The following is a 16,051-nucleotide window of genomic DNA, read 5'->3' as shown; positions in this document are numbered from 1 at the left end:
CCTGAGGCCCATCTTCATCAGCTCGTACGCGGCGACGATGCCGGAGAGGCCGCCGCCGATCACCATGTTCGGCCCGGACTTCCCGTACGCGTACGACGACTTCCTCGCGCACCCGGCGGGCCTCGGCCAGATACCCGCGACCGAGTTCGGCACCGAGGTGGCGGTCATCGGCGGCGGCCTCTCCGGCATCGTCGCCGCGTACGAGCTGATGAAGATGGGCCTCAGGCCCGTCGTGTACGAGGCCGACCGCATCGGCGGCCGGCTGCGGACGGTCGGCTTCGAGGGCTGCGACCCCTCCCTGACCGCCGAGATGGGCGCCATGCGCTTCCCGCCGTCCTCCACGGCGCTGCAGCACTACATCGACCTGGTGGGACTGCGGACCGAGCCGTTCCCCAACCCCCTCTCCGAGGCCACGCCCTCGACCGTCGTCGACCTCAAGGGCGAGTCGCACTACGCCGAGACGATGGCCGACCTGCCGCAGGTCTACCGCGACGTGGCGGCCGCCTGGAACACCTGCCTGGAGGAGGGCGCCGACTTCTCCGACATGAACCGGGCGATGCGCGAGCGCGACGTCCCGCGCATCCGCGAGATCTGGGCGAAGCTGGTCGAGAAGCTCGACAACCAGACCTTCTACGGCTTCCTCTGCGACTCCGAGGCGTTCCGGTCCTTCCGGCACCGCGAGATCTTCGGCCAGGTCGGCTTCGGCACCGGCGGCTGGGACACCGACTTCCCCAACTCCATCCTGGAGATCCTGCGCGTCGTCTACAGCGAGGCCGACGACCACCACCGCGGCATCGTCGGCGGCAGTCAGCAGCTCCCGCTGCGCCTGTGGGAGCGCGAGCCGCAGAAGATCGTGCACTGGCCGTACGGCACCTCGCTGTCCTCGCTGCACGGCGGTGAGCCCCGGCCCGCCGTGACCCGCCTGAACCGCACCGCGGGCAACCGGATCACCGTCACGGACGCCTCCGGCGACATCCGTACGTACCGGGCGGCGATCTTCACCGCCCAGTCCTGGATGCTGCTGTCCAAGGTCGCCTGCGACGACGCGCTGTTCCCGATCGACCACTGGACCGCGATCGAGCGCACCCACTACATGGAGAGCTCCAAGCTCTTCGTGCCCGTCGACCGGCCGTTCTGGCTCGACAAGGACGAGACCACCGGGCGGGACGTCATGTCGATGACCCTCACCGACCGGATGACCCGCGGCACCTACCTCCTCGACGACGGCCCGGACCGGCCCGCCGTGATCTGCCTCTCCTACACGTGGTGCGACGACAGCCTCAAGTGGCTGCCGCTGTCGGCGAACGAGCGGATGGAGGTCATGCTGAAGTCGCTCGGCGAGATCTACCCGAAGGTCGACATCCGGAAGCACGTCATCGGCAACCCGGTCACCGTCTCCTGGGAGAACGAGCCGTACTTCATGGGCGCGTTCAAGGCCAACCTGCCCGGCCACTACCGCTACCAGCGGCGCCTGTTCACGCACTTCATGCAGGACCGGCTGCCCGAGGACAAGCGGGGCGTCTTCCTCGCGGGCGACGACATCTCCTGGACGGCGGGCTGGGCCGAGGGCGCCGTGCAGACCGCGCTCAACGCCGTCTGGGGCGTCATGCACCACCTCGGCGGCGCCACGGACCCGACGAACCCGGGGCCCGGCGACGTCTACGACGAGATCGCGCCGGTGGAACTGCCGGAGGACTGACGGGTCCCCGCGCCCCTGGGTTTTCAGGGGCGCGGGGAACTGCGCGACAAGCCCCCACCGGCCCGCACCCGGCTCACCGCCCGGGCAGCGCGTCGTACGACCCGACCCCCAGAGGGGTCAGCAGGCACCGGCCCGCCAAGCCAACCCCCGCGTCCAGCTGCTGGACGAACTCCCGGGCCAGCCCGGGAAGCCCACGCAGCGCCCACAGCGCCCGCGCCGCGGACCACGCCCCGTCGCGGGCCCTCTCCAGGCTCCACGCCCCCAGCAGATGCGTCAGCGGATCGGCGACCCGCAGCAGATCGGGCCCCGGCACCAGGTCCTCCCGGATCCGCTCCTCCAGGGCGGCGAGCACCTCGCCCACCCGGTCGAACTCGTCCTCCAGATCGGCCGGTTCGCAGCCGAGCGTACGACAGGCGTCCACCACGGCCAGCGCCAGATCGTGCCCGACGTGCGCATGGATACCGGCGAGGGCGAACTGCAGTGGCCGTACGCCGGGATGCCCCCGCAACTGGAACAGCGGACGCCAGCAGGCGGGCGGCCGGTGCCCCCGCGCGACCGCGTCGACGGCCCCGAGGTACCGCTCGGCGAGCAGCGCCTCCAGGGTGGCCGCGGCCCGCGGAGCGGTGAAGTGCCCCGTGTCCGGGCGTCCGCCGGCCTCCTCGGTGACGGCGAGGTAGACCCGGTTGAAGACCGCGACCCCGTCCCGCTCGGGCCGGTCCGCGCCGAGCGCACGCATCCGGCGCACCACCGTGTCGAGGGCGTGCACACGGTCCGCGTCTTCTCCCAGGGATTCCAACGGCACCATGGGGGCAGGGTCGCAGGCCTAGGCTGTCGCAGGGCCGCCGGGCCGGACGCTTCCCCAGAACGGGGGACCACGCGGGACCCGGAGGAGGGGGAGCACCACGTGTCAGTCCGACGTGCCGAACGCCTGGCCGCCCGCAGGGCGGAGCGCCGCAGAGCCGCCCGGCGCGCCGCCATGGTGGCGCTGGCGTCGGTGGTCGTCGCGGCCGGCACCGTGACGGGGACGCTGTCCGCGCTGGACGACGGCCGCACCGACGAGGCGCGCCCCGACGCGACCGGCTCGCCCTTCCTGCAGCCGCTGCCCGCCGTGCCCACGCCCTCGCCCCCGACGACGGCGTCCGACTCGCCCTCGCCGTCCCCGTCGGCCACCCGCACGAAGCCCCGTCCGGAGCCTTCGCGGACGCGGGAGCGGGCCTCGGCGCAGCCGCGTACCGTGCCCGCGTCCGCACAGCTGTACCGGCACCCCGAGTCGCAGGTCCTGGAGTGGGTCCGGGCCAACCGCGACGATCCGCGCCGTCCGGTCATCGAGTCCCGGATAGCCGACCGGCCCGCCGCGGTCTGGTTCGCGGACTACACGCCCTCGAACGTGACCGCCCGGGTCAGGGCGGTCACCTCGGCCGCGGTGGCGCGGGGCGGCGTGCCGGTCGTCGTGCCGTACGCGATACCGGACCGCGACTGCGGCGGGGCCTCCCAGGGCGGGGCGCCCGACCTCGGCGCGTACGACGGGTGGATCGAGAGGTTCGCGGCGGGCCTCGGTTCCGGTGAGGTCGTGGTGATCCTGGAGCCCGACTCGATCGCCCAGTCGGAGTGCCTGAGCGAGGGGCGGCGGACGGCCCGCTTCGCCTCGCTGGCCCGGGCGGGCCGCGTCCTGAAGGCGGCGAACCCGAAGGCGCGGGTCTACTTCGACGCCGGTCACTCGGACTGGAACTCCCCGGGGAAGCAAGCCGGGCTGCTGCGGCGGGCCGGTGCCGCGTCCGCCGCGTCGTCCGACGGGATCTTCAGCAACGTCTCCAACTTCAACGGCACCGCCGAGGAGGTCGCGTACGCCCGCCGGACGCTGGACGCGCTCGACGGCCCCGCCGGGCTGGGCGCCGTGATCGACACCAGCCGCAACGGCAACGGCGCCCCGGCCGACGGCGAGTGGTGCGACCCCGCGGGCCGCACGCTGGGCCAGGCGCCGACCCTGCGCACCGGGGAGGCCCGGATCGACGCCTACCTGTGGGTGAAGCTGCCCGGCGAGTCGGACGGCTGCCGGGGCACGCCGGGGACGTTCAGCCCCGGCTACGCCTACGAACTGGCCCGCTGACCGGACGCCGCCCCCGGACCGCCCTGGTCGGAGCCGGTCCCGGAACCGGTCCCGGTCCCGGAGCCGTACGAGGAGGTGCCCTCGTCGAGCAGCGGTTCCTGGGACCTCAGGTGCGCCGGGGCCAGCGCCCGCAGCGCGTGGTAGCCGGTGATCACGACGAGCGTGCCGAGCGCGATCCCGCTCAGCGAGAAGGTGTCGGTGAACTTCATGGTGACGTTCCCGACGCCGATGATGATGCCCGCCGCGGCCGGCACCAGGTTCAGCGGATTGCGCAGGTCCACCCGGGCGTTGAGCCAGATCTGCGCGCCGAGCAGGCCGATCATGCCGTACAGGATGACGGTGATCCCGCCGAGCACCCCGCCCGGGATCGCGGCGACGACCGCGCCGAACTTCGGGCAGAGGCCGAAGAGCAGCGCGAAGCCGGCGGCGGCCCAGTAGGCGGCCGTGGAGTAGACGCGGGTCGCGGCCATGACGCCGATGTTCTCGGAGTACGTCGTGTTGGGCGGGCCGCCCACGGCGGTGGAGAGCATCGAGCCGATCCCGTCCGCGGAGATCGCGGTGCCCAGCTTGTCGTCCAGCGAGTCGCCGGTCATCTCGCCGACGGCCTTCACATGGCCCGCGTTCTCGGCGACCAGCGCGATCACCACGGGCAGGGCGACCAGGATCGCCGACCACTCGAAGGACGGGCCGTGGAAGTCCGGCAGCCCGATCCAGTCCGCCGAGCCGACGCCGGACAGGTCGAGGCGCCAGTGGTCGGTGACCTTGCCGCTCGCGTCGGCCGAGTGGATGCGCCCGAAGACGAGGTCGAAGACCCAGGAGATGCCGTACCCGAAGACCAGGCCGAGGAAGATCGCGATCCGCGACCAGAAGCCGCGCAGGCACACCACGGCCAGACCGGTGAACAGCATCACCAGCAGCGCCGTCCACTGGTCCTGCGGCCAGTAGGTGGCGGCCGTGACCGGCGCCAGGTTGAAGCCGATCAGCATGACGACCGCGCCCGTGACGACCGGCGGCATCGCGGCGTGGATGATCCGCGCCCCGAACCGCTGCACCGCGAGGCCGACCAGGAACAGCGCGGCGCCCACGACGAACACCGCGCCGGTCACGGTCGCGCTGGAGCCGCCCTGCGCGCGGATCACCGCCGCGACGCCCACGAAGGAGAGCGAGCAGCCCAGGTAGCTGGGCACCCGGCCGCGCGTCGCGAGCAGGAAGATCACCGTCGCGACGCCCGACATCATGATCGCGAGGTTCGGGTCCAGGCCCATCAGGACCGGCGCGACGAAGGACGCCCCGAACATGGCGACCACGTGCTGGGCGCCGAGCCCGGCCGTACGGGGCCAGGAGAGCCGTTCGTCGGGGCGGACCACCGCTCCGGGCGCGGGCGTGCGCCCGTCACCGTGAAGCTTCCAGCGCACGCCGAGGTCCATGGTGGGTATCCGCCTTCTCTGTACCTGGGTCCCCGTGCGTGCCGTCGCACGGGTGCCCGTCCGCGTTCCCGTACGTGTTTCCGTACGTGAAGATCAGCGCCATGGTAGGGCGGCGCCGGCGGGACGGCCGCTCAGGGCCGCGAATCCGGAACCTTCGCATCCGTCGCGGTGCCGGCGGCCGTGCGCCCACTGGCGTGCAGGACGCCCGCGAATGCGGCCAGTCCGAAGGCGAGGACGGTCACCAGGACGAACGAGGTCACGAGGCTCGTCGCGTCCGCGATCGTCCCGATCGCGGACGGCGCGATCAGGCCCGAGGTGTACGTGATGGTGGCGACGCCCGCGATGGCCTGGGACGGGTTGGGACCGCTGCGGCCCGCGGCGGCGAAGCAGAGCGGTACGACGACCGCGATGCCGAGGCCGAGCAGCGCGAAGCCGGCCATGGCGACGGCGGCGTCACCCGCCAGCACCACCAGCAGCGCGCCGGCGGTGGCCAGCAGACCGCAGACCCGCACGGTGCGCACCGGGCCGAACCGGTCCACCACCGCGTCACCGGCGAACCGCGCCAGCGCCATGGTCAGCGTGAAGCCGGTCGTGCACGCGGCCGCGAGCCCCGCCGAACTGCCGATGACGTCCCGCAGGTAGACCGCCGACCAGTCCAGGCTGGCGCCCTCCGCGAACACCGCGCAGAAGCCGATCGCGCCGATGAGCAGGGCCGACCTCGGCGGCAGCGCGAACCGCGGCGGCGCCTCGTCGTCCTCGGTGGCGCGCAGGTCCAGTACGCCCTGGGAGGCGACGACGGCGAGCAGGGTGAGCACGGCGGCGGCGAGCGCGTGGTGCAGCCGGGCGTCCGTGCCCAGGTGCGCGGCCAGGGTGCCGGCGGCCGAGCCGATCAGGGCGCCCGCGCTCCACATGCCGTGCAGCCCCGACATGATCGACTTGTCCAGCCGGTTCTCGACCTCGACGCCCAGGGCGTTCATCGCCACGTCGGCCATGCCCGCCGTCGCCCCGTACACGAACAGGGCCAGGCACAGGGTGAGCAGGTTCGGTGCGAGGGCCGGCAGGACGAGGGCCAGGGTCCACAGCGACATGAGCCCGCGCAGGGCGGCGCGGGCGCCGAAGCGGTGGCTGACGCTGCCGGCGAGCGGCATGGCGACGGAGGCGCCGATCGCGGGGAAGGCGAGCGCCAGGCCGAGCTGGCCCGCGCTCACCGAGGCGTGGTCCTGGATCCACGGCACGCGCGTCGCGAACGAGCCGGTGACGGCCCCGTGCACGGCGAACACCGCCGCCACGGCGTACCGGGAGCGCTTCACCTCGCGCAGGTCGTAGACCACTGCACTCATCTTCGCGGGTCCTCCGTGTCGTCCTCGCCGCCCCCGTCCTGTCGTCCCGGGGTGCCGCCGCAAACTATCAGGCACCCTGCCTGATAGATAGACGGTCCCGAGCCAGGCGTCCTGGACACCCCTGATCTGGAAGGATCCCGGCATGCCCGCATCACCGAGCACCGCCCGGGCCATCAACGACCGGCTCGCCCTGCGGCTGCTGCAGCAGGAGGGTCCCCTGACGGCAGGCCAGTTGAAGCAGCTCACCGGTCTGTCCCGGCCCTCGGTCGCCGACCTCGTGGAACGGCTCGCGGCGGCCGGGCTGATCGGCGTGGTGGGGGAGTCGGGCGAGCAGCGGCGCGGCCCGAACGCCCGGCTGTACGGCATCGTCGCCGACCGGGCGCACCTGGCCGGCCTCGACGTGCGCACCGAGGGCGTGTCCGTGGTCGTCGCGGACCTGCTGGGCAGACCCCTGGCCGAGGCGTCCGTGCCGATCGGGGACGGGACCGCCACCGCGCCCGCCGTCGGGCAGGCGGTCGCGCTGGTCGAACGCACGGCCGAGGAGGCGGGGGTGAAGCGGCTGCACACCGTCGGGATCGGGGCGCCGGGGCTGATCGACCCCGCCACCGGGGAACTGCGCGGCTCCTCCGGCCTGCCCGAGTGGCACCGCCGGCTCGCCGCGGCCCTCCAGGAGCGGCTGCCCGCCCGCGTCGTCGTGGAGAACGAGACCAACCTCGCGGCCCTGGCCGAGCAGCGCGAAGGGGTCGCCCGGGACCGGGACACCTTCGCGCTGCTCTGGTTCGGCCACGGGGTCGGCGCCGCCGTGGTCCTGGACGGCGTCCTGCGCCGGGGCGCCTCCGGCGGTACGGGGGAGATCGGCTTCCTGCCGGTGCCGGGCACGGGCGGGCTGCCGTCCGCGAGGGACTGCGAGGGCGGCTTCCACTCCCTGGCGAGCGCCGCCGCCCTCGCCGAACTGGCCCACCGGCACGGGATCGCGGCACCGGCGGCGCCCCACGAACCGCACGCGGCGGCGCTGGTGCGCGAGGCGGTGGCGCGGGCCGCCGGCCCGGCCGGAGCCGCGTCCGCCCCGGCCGCCGCGTTCCTCGACGCGCTGGCCGACCGCGTCGCCCTCGGGGCCGCGTCCGTGGTCGCCGTGCTGGACCCGGGGTGCGTGGTGCTCGCCGGCGAGGTCGGCCGGGCCGGCGGCGCGGTGCTCGCGGACCGGGTGCGGGACCGGCTCGGCCGGATGACGCCGTTGCCCACCGAGGTCCGGGCCGGCGCCCTGGGCGGCGGCGCGGTCCTGCGGGGCGCGCTGCTGACGGCCCGGGACGGCGCCCAGGACGAGCTGTTCGCACCGCCGGAGAGGTGAGCGCCGGGGGGTGACCGCCGGAGAGGTGAAACCCCGCCGGACCCCGCGGTCGCCGTACCGCGGGCGGAGACCCGGCGGCGGGGCAAGGGCCTCCGTCACCGCCGCCGGGTCGATCTGGGCGGGTCGGCGGACGCGGACCCGGAAAGGCGCCGGTGAACGCAGACCCTAGAGAGGACTAGACCAAAGTGCAATAGGTTCGGACCATTACCGGGCCGTCCTGCCCGCGGACGCCGTGCCCACGAGTGCCCTCCCTCCAGGACGCCACGCCTGTGGGGAAGTTGACGCGTCACGGGTGTCCCGTGAAGTCCATCGGTACACTTTGTGAGCCACCCCACAACATTCACTCTCATGGGTGTCGATCAGGCGTGGCACACTGAGTCTGTACCAGAAGCAGCGCACTCCGGGGTCGGTGAAAGTCCGAACCGGCGGTTACAGTCCGCGACCCGGTCGCTTCCAGCGGCCGGTTGACCAGGTGAAATTCCTGGACCGACGGTTAAAGTCCGGATGGGAGGCAGTGCGCGGCGGGCGGGCATTCGTGCGCGCCGCCGTCTGTTTCGACGTGTCCTCGCGGGCACGTCCCTACGCGGCGTCGCCCCCGGTGCGTCCGCTCGTTCACCTCTGTCGTCATCGACAGGCCCCGGAGTCCGTGCCCTATGAGGCAGGAGGACCCGGGAAGTGTTCACCGGAATCGTCGAAGAGCTGGGTGAAGTCACCGCCGTCGAGAACCTCGGCGATGCCTCCCGTTTCCGGCTGCGTGGCCCCGTGGTCACCGAAGGTGCACGTCACGGGGACTCCATCGCCGTCAACGGCGTCTGTCTGACCGTCGTCGACCACGAGGACGGCGAGTTCACCGCCGACGTCATGGCGGAGACCCTGAACCGCTCCAGCCTCGGTGCCCTCACCGTCGGCTCCCGCGTCAACCTCGAACGGCCCATGGCCGTCGGCGAGCGCCTCGGCGGGCACATCGTGCAGGGCCACGTGGACGGCACGGGCGAGGTCCTCGAACGCAAGCCGTCCGAGCACTGGGAGATCGTCCGGATCTCCCTGCCCGCGGACCTCTCGCGCTACGTCGTCGAGAAGGGCTCCATCACCGTCGACGGCATCAGCCTCACCGTCGTCGACGCCGGCCCCGACTCCTTCACCGTCAGCCTCATCCCGACGACCCTCGACCTGACCACGCTGGGCCGCAAGCAGCCCGGCGACCCGGTCAACCTGGAGGTCGACGTGATCGCCAAGTACGTCGAGCGGCTGCTCGGCCCGCAGGGACAGCGACCTGTGGCCCTGCCCGGCACCGAGGGAGCGACCCGGTGAACTGGCTCAACTCCGAGGCGTTCACGCTCTTCGGCCAGCACATCAAGTGGGCCGACATGATCGGCAACGTGATCGGGCTGATCGGCCTCGCCCTCGGCTGGCGCCGCTCGATCTGGACCTGGCCCGTGCAGTTCCTGTCCGGCGCCATCCTCCTCGCCGCCTTCGCCACCGCCCACCTCTCGGGCAGCGCGGGCAAGCAGCTGGTGGTCATGGCCGTCGCGGTGTGGGGCTACCGGCAGTGGAACCGCGGCAGGGGCGGCGCCCAGGACGGCTCCATCGCCGTCCGGTTCGCCACCTGGCGCGAGCGCGCGTACCTGCTCGGCGCCGCGGCCGTGGGCACCGTCGCCGTCGCGAGCCTGTTCACCGCCTACCCGTCGCTCTCCTGGGACCCCTGGCCCGACGCGTACATATTCGTCGGCACGGTCGTCGCGATGTACGCCCAGGCCCGCGGCATGGTCGAGTTCTGGTTCGCCTGGCTGCTCGTCGACCTGGTGGGCGTGCCGCTCAACTTCGCCAACGGCTTCGCGTTCTCCGGATTCGTCTACATCATCTACGGCGCACTCGTCCTGTGGGGCATGCGCGACTGGTGGCTGCGCTCCCGCAAGGCCGGGCAGCCCTCCCTGGAAGGAGCTCCGGCATGACGAGCGCACCCGTCTGGTACAGCACCGGGCACGATCAGGACACCTCGGACCTCGCCCTCGACCCGGTCGAGAAGGCGATCGCGGACATCGCCGCGGGCCGCCCCGTCGTGGTCGTCGACGACGAGGACCGCGAGAACGAGGGCGACCTCGTCATCGCCGCCGAGAAGGCGACCCCCGAGATCGTCGCCTTCATGATGAGCGAGTGCCGCGGCCTGATCTGCGCGCCCATGGAGGGCGAGGAGCTCGACCGCCTCCGGCTGCCGCAGATGGTCGAGGACAACACCGAGTCGATGAGCACCGCCTTCACGGTCTCCGTCGACGCGGGCCCCGCCTTCGGGGTCACCACGGGCATCTCCGCCGCCGACCGCGCCACCACGCTGCGGCTGCTCGCCGGCGGGGAGGCCGAGGCGAGCGACCTGGTGCGGCCCGGCCACGTCTTCCCGCTGCGCGCCAGGCCCGGCGGCGTGCTCGCGCGCAACGGACACACCGAGGCCGCCGTCGACCTCGCCCGGCTCGCGGGCCTGCGGCCGGCCGGCGCCATCGTCGAGATCGCCGGCGAGGACGGGCGGATGCTGCGCCTGCCCGAGCTCATCCCGTTCGCCCGCAAGCACGGACTGACGATCATCTCCATCGAGGKCCTGATCGCCTACCGCCGCACCGCCGAGCCCACGGTCCGCCGCGAGGCGAGGACCCAGCTGCCCACCGCCTTCGGCGAGTTCACGGCCTACGGCTACCGCTCCACCGTCGACGGCGTCGAGCACGTCGCGCTGGTGCACGGCGAGATCGGCGACGGCGACGACGTCCTGGTGCGCGTCCACTCCGAATGCCTCACCGGCGACGTCTTCCACTCCCTGCGCTGCGACTGCGGCCCCCAGCTGGAGACCTCCCTGCAGCGCATCCAGGCCGAGGGCCGCGGCGTCGTCGTCTACCTCCGCGGCCACGAGGGGCGCGGCATCGGGCTGCTGTCCAAGCTGCGCGCGTACGAGCTCCAGGAGCGCGGCCGCGACACCCTCGACGCCAACCTGGAACTGGGCCTGCCCGCCGACGCGCGCGACTACGCGGCCGGCGCGCAGATCCTCCAGGACCTCGGGGTGCGCAGCCTGCGGCTGATGACCAACAACCCCGACAAGACCGACGCGCTCGTCCGCCACGGCCTGCGGGTCACGACCCGTGAGCCGATGCACGTGACCGCGGGCGAGCACAACCTCCGGTACCTGCGCACCAAGCGCGACCGGATGGGGCACGACCTGCCCTGGCTGGACACGACCACCGTGTCGGCCTGCGGCAACCAGTGATCACGAAGCACGAGGAGAGCACACGTGAGCGGCAAGGGCGCACCCGAACTGTCCGTACGCAACTGCGGTGACCTGCGGGTCGCCGTCGTGGCGGCGCAGTGGCATGAGAAGGTGATGGACGGACTCGTCGACGGCGCGCTGCGCGCCCTGCACGAGCTGGGCATCGACGAGCCGACCCTCCTGCGGGTCCCCGGCAGCTTCGAGCTGCCGGTCGTCGCGAAGGTCCTCGCGGGCCGCGGCTACGACGCGGTCGTCGCGCTCGGCGTCGTCATCCGCGGCGGCACCCCGCACTTCGACTACGTGTGCCAGGGCGTCACCCAGGGCCTCGTCCAGGTCTCCGTCGACACCGGCGTCCCCATCGGGTTCGGCGTGCTGACCTGCGACACCGAGGAGCAGGCCCTGGACCGCGCCGGCATCGAGGGCTCCAACGAGGACAAGGGGCACGAGGCGGTGACGGCGGCGGTGGCGACGGCGGCCACGCTGCGCTCGGTATCCGAGCCCTGGCGCTGACGCGGTCCCCCGACCGCGTAGGGTGAGGACCACCATGTCCAAGAAGACTTTCGAGGAGCTCTTCACCGAGCTCCAGCACAAGGCAGCCACCGGCGACCCCGCCACCTCCCGCACCGCCGAACTGGTCGGCAAGGGCGTCCATGCCATCGGCAAGAAGGTCGTCGAAGAGGCCGCCGAGGTCTGGATGGCCGCGGAGCACGAGGGCAAGGAGGCAGCAGCCGAGGAGATCTCGCAGCTGCTCTACCACGTCCAGGTGATGATGGTCGCCCGCGGCATCACCCTGGACGACGTGTACGCCCACCTCTGAGCCGTCGCCCCCACCCCGCACCCGTACCCCCGCACCCGCACGAACGAAGGAAGCCGACCTCATGCTGCGCATCGCCGTCCCCAACAAGGGTTCCCTGTCAGGTCCCGCGGGGGAGATGCTGCATGAGGCCGGCTACCAGCAGCGCCGGGAGGCCAAGGAGCTGCGGATCGTCGACCCGGAGAACGAGGTCGAGTTCTTCTACCTCCGCCCCCGCGACATCGCGATCTACGTCTCCTCCGGCCGCCTCGACATCGGCATCACCGGCCGCGACCTGCTCGTCGACTCCGCGGCCGACGCCGAGGAGATCCTCCCTCTCGGCTTCGCCCGCTCCACCTTCCGCTTCGCCACCCGGCCCGGCACCGCCGCCTCCGTCCAGGACCTGGCGGGCAGGACGGTCGCCACCTCGTACGAGGGCATCGTCGCCAAGTACCTGGCGGACCAGGGCGTCGACGCCTCCGTCGTGCACCTCGACGGCGCCGTCGAGACGGCCATCGAACTCGGCGTCGCCGAGGTCATCGCGGACGTCGTCGAGACCGGCACCTCGCTGCGCAACGCGGGCCTCGAGGTCTTCGGCGAGCCGATCATGAAGTCCGAGGCCGTCGTCATCCGCCGGACCGGTGCGGCGGCCTCCGGGGCCGCCGAGGAGACCGAGCCCAAGGTCCAGCAGTTCCTGCGCCGCCTGCAGGGCGTGCTGGTCGCGCGGACCTACGTGATGATGGACTACGACTGCCGCGTCGAGCAGCTGGAGAAGGCCGTCGCGCTCACGCCCGGCCTGGAGTCGCCGACCGTCTCGCCGCTGCACAACGAGGGCTGGGTCGCCGTGCGCGCCATGGTCCCCGCCAAGGAGGCCCAGCGGATCATGGACGACCTGTACGACATCGGCGCCCGGGCCATCCTGACCACGGCCATCCACGCCTGCCGTCTCTGAGGACCCGAGGAAGAGCCTTCACCATGCCCGACGCACCGGAGCCGCCCGCCCTCCCCGTGACCTTCCGGCCCGGGCGCACCCGGGCCGTGCTGCTGACCGCCGGTGTCGCGATCTTCGCGGTCATCACCACGGTGGCGCTGCTGCTGGAGAACCTCAGTCCCGGGGAGCGGCTCAGCTTCGTCCTCACCGCGGCGCTCCTCTTCGGCGTGCTCGTGCTGCTGGCACGCCCGAAGGTCGTCGCCGACGCGTCCGGGGTCACCGTCGTCAACATCGCCAGTACGCGCCGGCTGGCCTGGGCGCAGATCCTGCGGGTCAACCTGCGTCCGGGGGACCCCTGGGTCTTCCTGGACCTCAGCGACGGCACCAGCCTGCCCGTGCTCGGCATCCAGCCCGGCATCGCCAAGCAGCACGCCATCAGCGACGCCCGCGCCCTGCGGGCTCTCGTCGAGGCCCGGTCGCTCGACGGCTAGGACGGGCCGGCACGACGAAGATCACGGCCGGCTCCCGGCCCTCCACCCTGCCGCGCGGGCCCATGTCTTGATTAATCTGGGGGCGGAGGCGTTTTCGTTGCGCCTCCGCCACCGGCTTCCCCCGAAGCCCGGCGGCCCCCTGCTATTCGAGGAGTGACTCCCTCCAGCGATGGACGGATCGTCCTGTAGTACCTGCGCCGCCCCCTCCGGACACACCGAGGCGGCGGCATGACCATCCCCCTGCTGCTCCTCGGGGCGGCGTTCCTGCTGATCCTCGCCAACGGCTTCTTCGTGGCGGCCGAGTTCGGCCTCGTCACGGTGGAGCGCCCCGACGCCGAGAAGGCCGCGGCCGAGGGCGACCGACGGGCCCGTACCGTCGTGAACTCCCTCAAGGAACTCTCCTTCCAGCTCTCCGGCACCCAGCTCGGCATCACCATCACCTCGCTGGTCGTCGGCATGCTCGCCGAACCGGCCCTCGCCGAGCTGCTGCACGGCCCGTTCACCGCCGCCGGTGTCCCCGAGGGCGCCGTCTCCGGTGTCGCCGTGGTCGTCGGCATGCTGCTGGCCTCGGCCGTGCAGATGGTGATCGGCGAGCTCGTGCCCAAGAACTGGGCGGTCTCCAGGCCGCTGCAGGTCGCACGGTTCGTCGCCGGCCCGCAGCACGTCTTCTCGACCGTCTTCCGGCCGGTGATCGCCGCCCTGAACTCCGTCGCCAACCGGCTCGTGCGGCTGCTGGGCGTCGAGCCCGCCGTGGAACTGGCCTCCGCCCGCACGCCGGGCGAGCTGGTCTCCCTGGCCCGGCACTCGGCCCTGGCCGGCGCCCTGGAGCAGGACACCGCCGACCTGTTCGTGCGCACGCTCTCCCTGGGCGACCTCACCGCGCAGCACGTGATGACGCCCCGGGTGCGGGTCAGCGCCCTCCAGGCGTCCGCGACCGCCGAGGACGTCGTCAACCTCACCCGCGCCACCGGCCTCTCCCGCTTCCCCGTCTACCGGGAGCGGATCGACGAGATCGTCGGCATGGTGCACCTGAAGGACGCCCTCGCGGTGGCCTCGCACGACCGGCTGCGCACACCGGTCACCAGGATCGCCCAGGCCCCGCTGCTCGTCCCGGAGACGCTTCCGGTGCAGCCCCTCCTGGAGCGGCTGCGCAACGAGCAGCCCATCGCCGTCGTCGTCGACGAGTACGGCGGCACGGCCGGGGTCGTCACCCTGGAGGACATCGTCGAGGAACTCGTCGGCGAGGTCCGCGACGAGCACGACGACGTGCTCAACGAACCGCCGGAGCTCGCCGCGGCGCCGCCCGAGGACGGCCGGCCCGCCTGGGACGCCGACGGCAGCTGCCGCGTCGACCTCCTGCGGCGCATCGGCCTGGACGCCCCCGAGGGCCCGTACGAGACCGTCGCGGGCCTCGTCGCCGACCTGCTCGGACGCATCCCCGCACCCGGCGACCGGGCCGAGCTGCCGGGCTGGCGCCTGTCGGTGCGCCAGGTCGGGCACTACCGCGCGGAACGGGTCCGCCTGGTCAGGACCGCGGACGCCGAGCCCGGTCCCTCCGCAGGCCCCGACGCCGGTCCCGTTCCGGCTGTCGCGTCCGCCCCCGTACCCACCACACCCGTGTCCGCCGCGGTGGAGGCCGTCCGATGAGCGTGCTCCAACTCCTGTTCGCCGGCCTGCTCGTGCTCGCCAACGGGTTCTTCGTCGGCGCCGAGTTCGCCCTGGTCTCCGTGCGGCGCAGCCAGATCGAACCGCTCGGCACGGCACGGGCCCGCCAGGTCATGTACGGCCTGGAGAACCTGCCGCACATGATGGCCGCCGCGCAGTTCGGCATCACCGTGTGCTCGCTGACGCTCGGCGCCGTCGCCGAGCCCACCGTGGCGCACCTCCTGGAGCCGGTCTTCCACGCCGTGCACCTGCCCGAGGGCATGATCCACCCGCTCGGGTACGTCATCGCCCTCGCCGCGGTCGTCTTCCTGCACCTGGTGGTCGGCGAGATGCTGCCGAAGAACCTGGCGATGGCCGCCCCCGAGAGGACCGCGCTGTGGCTCAGCCCCGGCCTGGTCGCCTTCGCCCGCCTGTGCAAGCCGGTCACGGTCGCCCTCGGCGCCTGCGCCCGGCTCGTCCTGCGGCTCTTCCGCGTCGAGCCCAAGGACGAGGTCGAGGCCGTCTTCACCAGCGAGCAGCTCAACCGGCTCGTCGAGGACGCCGGCCAGGCCGGTCTCCTGGAGCCGGGGGAGCAGGAGCGCCTGGAGGACGCCCTGGAGCTGGGCTCCCGCCCGGTCACCGACGTCCTGCTGGACCGGGAGTCGCTGGTCAGCGTGGGCCCCTCGGTCACCCCGGGCCAGGTCGTCGCGCTCACCGCCCGCACCGGGTACTCGCGGTTCCCGGTGGCCGCGGAGAACGGCGCCTTCATGGGCTACCTGCACGTGAAGGACGTGCTCGACCTGGAGGAGTCCGAGCGGGCGGTGCCGCAGCAGGTGTGGCGGCCCATGACGACGCTGCGCGCCGAGCTCCCCCTGGACGACGCCCTGACCGTGATGCGCCGCGCCGCGACCCACCTCGCCCAGGTCGCCGACGCGTCCGGCCGGGTCCTGGGCCTGGTGGCCCTGGAGGACGTCCTGGAACTCCTGGTCGGCGAGGTCAAGGACCCGGCCCACCGCCCGAACCC

General features: G+C 72.9%; 15 protein-coding genes and 1 riboswitch. Of the genes, 12 read left to right on the top strand and 3 right to left on the bottom strand.

Going from position 1 to position 16,051, the window contains the following annotated elements; translation table 11 throughout:
• Positions 1–37 precede the first annotated feature (37 nt).
• Positions 38–1,699 carry a flavin monoamine oxidase family protein gene (locus FGF04_RS08025; protein ID WP_149510541.1) on the top strand — a complete coding sequence of 554 codons (1,662 nt, stop codon included), beginning with the start codon at positions 38–40 and terminating at the stop codon, positions 1,697–1,699.
• Positions 1,700–1,772: 73 nt separating this feature from the next.
• On the opposite strand, the gene FGF04_RS08020 is transcribed toward FGF04_RS08025, so the two are convergent.
• Positions 1,773–2,504, bottom strand: coding sequence for a DUF5995 family protein (locus FGF04_RS08020; RefSeq protein ID WP_149510540.1), 732 nt, complete (start codon positions 2,502–2,504; stop codon positions 1,773–1,775).
• Positions 2,505–2,675: 171 nt separating this feature from the next.
• Between FGF04_RS08020 and FGF04_RS08015 the strand changes: the two genes are divergently transcribed.
• Positions 2,676–3,806 (top strand): glycoside hydrolase family 6 protein, encoded by a 1,131-nt coding sequence (locus tag FGF04_RS08015; RefSeq protein WP_149510668.1) that lies wholly within the window; start codon positions 2,676–2,678, stop codon positions 3,804–3,806.
• On the opposite strand, the gene FGF04_RS08010 is transcribed toward FGF04_RS08015, so the two are convergent.
• Together FGF04_RS08010 and FGF04_RS08005 are read right to left on the bottom strand one after the other, a co-directional pair.
• A complete protein-coding gene (locus FGF04_RS08010; RefSeq protein ID WP_149510539.1) occupies positions 3,788–5,233 on the bottom strand; it encodes a uracil-xanthine permease family protein in 1,446 nt (481 codons plus the stop codon). The genes FGF04_RS08015 and FGF04_RS08010 overlap by 19 nt on opposite strands.
• A 131-nt stretch (positions 5,234–5,364) precedes the next feature.
• On the bottom strand, positions 5,365–6,573 hold the full coding sequence (locus FGF04_RS08005) for an MFS transporter (RefSeq protein WP_149510538.1): 1,209 nt from the start codon (positions 6,571–6,573) through the stop codon (positions 5,365–5,367).
• Between the two features lie 142 nt (positions 6,574–6,715).
• On the opposite strand from FGF04_RS08005, the gene FGF04_RS08000 reads away from it, so the two are divergent.
• From FGF04_RS08000 to FGF04_RS07955, 10 genes are all read left to right on the top strand, one after another.
• On the top strand, positions 6,716–7,921 hold the full coding sequence (locus FGF04_RS08000; protein WP_149510537.1) for an ROK family transcriptional regulator: 1,206 nt from the start codon (positions 6,716–6,718) through the stop codon (positions 7,919–7,921).
• Between the two features lie 391 nt (positions 7,922–8,312).
• Positions 8,313–8,443, top strand: a riboswitch (FMN riboswitch).
• Positions 8,444–8,596: 153 nt separating this feature from the next.
• Positions 8,597–9,232, top strand: coding sequence for a riboflavin synthase (locus tag FGF04_RS07995; protein ID WP_149510536.1), 636 nt, complete (start codon positions 8,597–8,599; stop codon positions 9,230–9,232).
• Positions 9,229–9,873 (top strand): nicotinamide mononucleotide transporter family protein, encoded by a 645-nt coding sequence (locus FGF04_RS07990; RefSeq protein WP_149510535.1) that lies wholly within the window; start codon positions 9,229–9,231, stop codon positions 9,871–9,873. The genes FGF04_RS07995 and FGF04_RS07990 overlap by 4 nt, the downstream gene beginning before the upstream one ends.
• Positions 9,870–11,168 carry a bifunctional 3,4-dihydroxy-2-butanone-4-phosphate synthase/GTP cyclohydrolase II gene (locus FGF04_RS07985; RefSeq protein WP_149510534.1) on the top strand — a complete coding sequence of 433 codons (1,299 nt, stop codon included), beginning with the start codon at positions 9,870–9,872 and terminating at the stop codon, positions 11,166–11,168. The genes FGF04_RS07990 and FGF04_RS07985 overlap by 4 nt, the downstream gene beginning before the upstream one ends.
• Before the next feature lie 24 nt (positions 11,169–11,192).
• The gene (gene ribH, locus FGF04_RS07980; RefSeq protein WP_149510533.1) at positions 11,193–11,678 is read left to right on the top strand and encodes a 6,7-dimethyl-8-ribityllumazine synthase; all 486 of its coding nucleotides are present in this window, start codon (positions 11,193–11,195) and stop codon (positions 11,676–11,678) included.
• 34 nt (positions 11,679–11,712) lie between these two features.
• On the top strand, positions 11,713–11,985 hold the full coding sequence (locus FGF04_RS07975; protein WP_149510532.1) for a phosphoribosyl-ATP diphosphatase: 273 nt from the start codon (positions 11,713–11,715) through the stop codon (positions 11,983–11,985).
• A gap of 61 nt (positions 11,986–12,046) precedes the next feature.
• A complete protein-coding gene (gene hisG / locus FGF04_RS07970) occupies positions 12,047–12,913 on the top strand; it encodes an ATP phosphoribosyltransferase (RefSeq protein WP_149510531.1) in 867 nt (288 codons plus the stop codon).
• Between the two features lie 23 nt (positions 12,914–12,936).
• The gene (locus FGF04_RS07965; RefSeq protein WP_149510530.1) at positions 12,937–13,383 is read left to right on the top strand and encodes a PH domain-containing protein; all 447 of its coding nucleotides are present in this window, start codon (positions 12,937–12,939) and stop codon (positions 13,381–13,383) included.
• 228 nt (positions 13,384–13,611) lie between these two features.
• Positions 13,612–15,030 (top strand): hemolysin family protein, encoded by a 1,419-nt coding sequence (locus tag FGF04_RS07960; protein ID WP_235882238.1) that lies wholly within the window; start codon positions 13,612–13,614, stop codon positions 15,028–15,030.
• On the top strand, positions 15,027–16,051 hold a 1,025-nt coding region (locus tag FGF04_RS07955), incomplete at its 3' end, for a hemolysin family protein (protein ID WP_149510667.1). The genes FGF04_RS07960 and FGF04_RS07955, both read left to right, overlap by 4 nt.

Source organism: Streptomyces apricus (assembly GCF_008369065.1).
In the GTDB taxonomy this organism is placed as follows: Bacteria; Actinomycetota; Actinomycetes; order Streptomycetales; family Streptomycetaceae; genus Streptomyces; species Streptomyces apricus.
Note: the sequence above shows the minus strand (reverse complement) of the source record. Positions and strands in the feature narration are given on the sequence as shown.

Bases quoted from the DNA above. Each gene is read 5' to 3' on its own strand.
- FGF04_RS08025 (WP_149510541.1), top strand. From the start codon at position 38: ATGCCGGAGAGGCCGCCGCCGATCACCATGTTCGGCCCGGACTTCCCG.
- FGF04_RS08020 (WP_149510540.1), bottom strand. From the start codon at position 2,504: ATGGTGCCGTTGGAATCCCTGGGAGAAGACGCGGACCGTGTGCACGCC.
- FGF04_RS08015 (WP_149510668.1), top strand. From the start codon at position 2,676: ATGGTGGCGCTGGCGTCGGTGGTCGTCGCGGCCGGCACCGTGACGGGG.
- FGF04_RS08010 (WP_149510539.1), bottom strand. From the start codon at position 5,233: ATGGACCTCGGCGTGCGCTGGAAGCTTCACGGTGACGGGCGCACGCCC.
- FGF04_RS08005 (WP_149510538.1), bottom strand. From the start codon at position 6,573: ATGAGTGCAGTGGTCTACGACCTGCGCGAGGTGAAGCGCTCCCGGTAC.
- FGF04_RS08000 (WP_149510537.1), top strand. From the start codon at position 6,716: ATGCCCGCATCACCGAGCACCGCCCGGGCCATCAACGACCGGCTCGCC.
- FGF04_RS07975 (WP_149510532.1), top strand. From the start codon at position 11,713: ATGTCCAAGAAGACTTTCGAGGAGCTCTTCACCGAGCTCCAGCACAAG.
- hisG (WP_149510531.1), top strand. From the start codon at position 12,047: ATGCTGCGCATCGCCGTCCCCAACAAGGGTTCCCTGTCAGGTCCCGCG.
- FGF04_RS07965 (WP_149510530.1), top strand. From the start codon at position 12,937: ATGCCCGACGCACCGGAGCCGCCCGCCCTCCCCGTGACCTTCCGGCCC.
- FGF04_RS07960 (WP_235882238.1), top strand. From the start codon at position 13,612: ATGACCATCCCCCTGCTGCTCCTCGGGGCGGCGTTCCTGCTGATCCTC.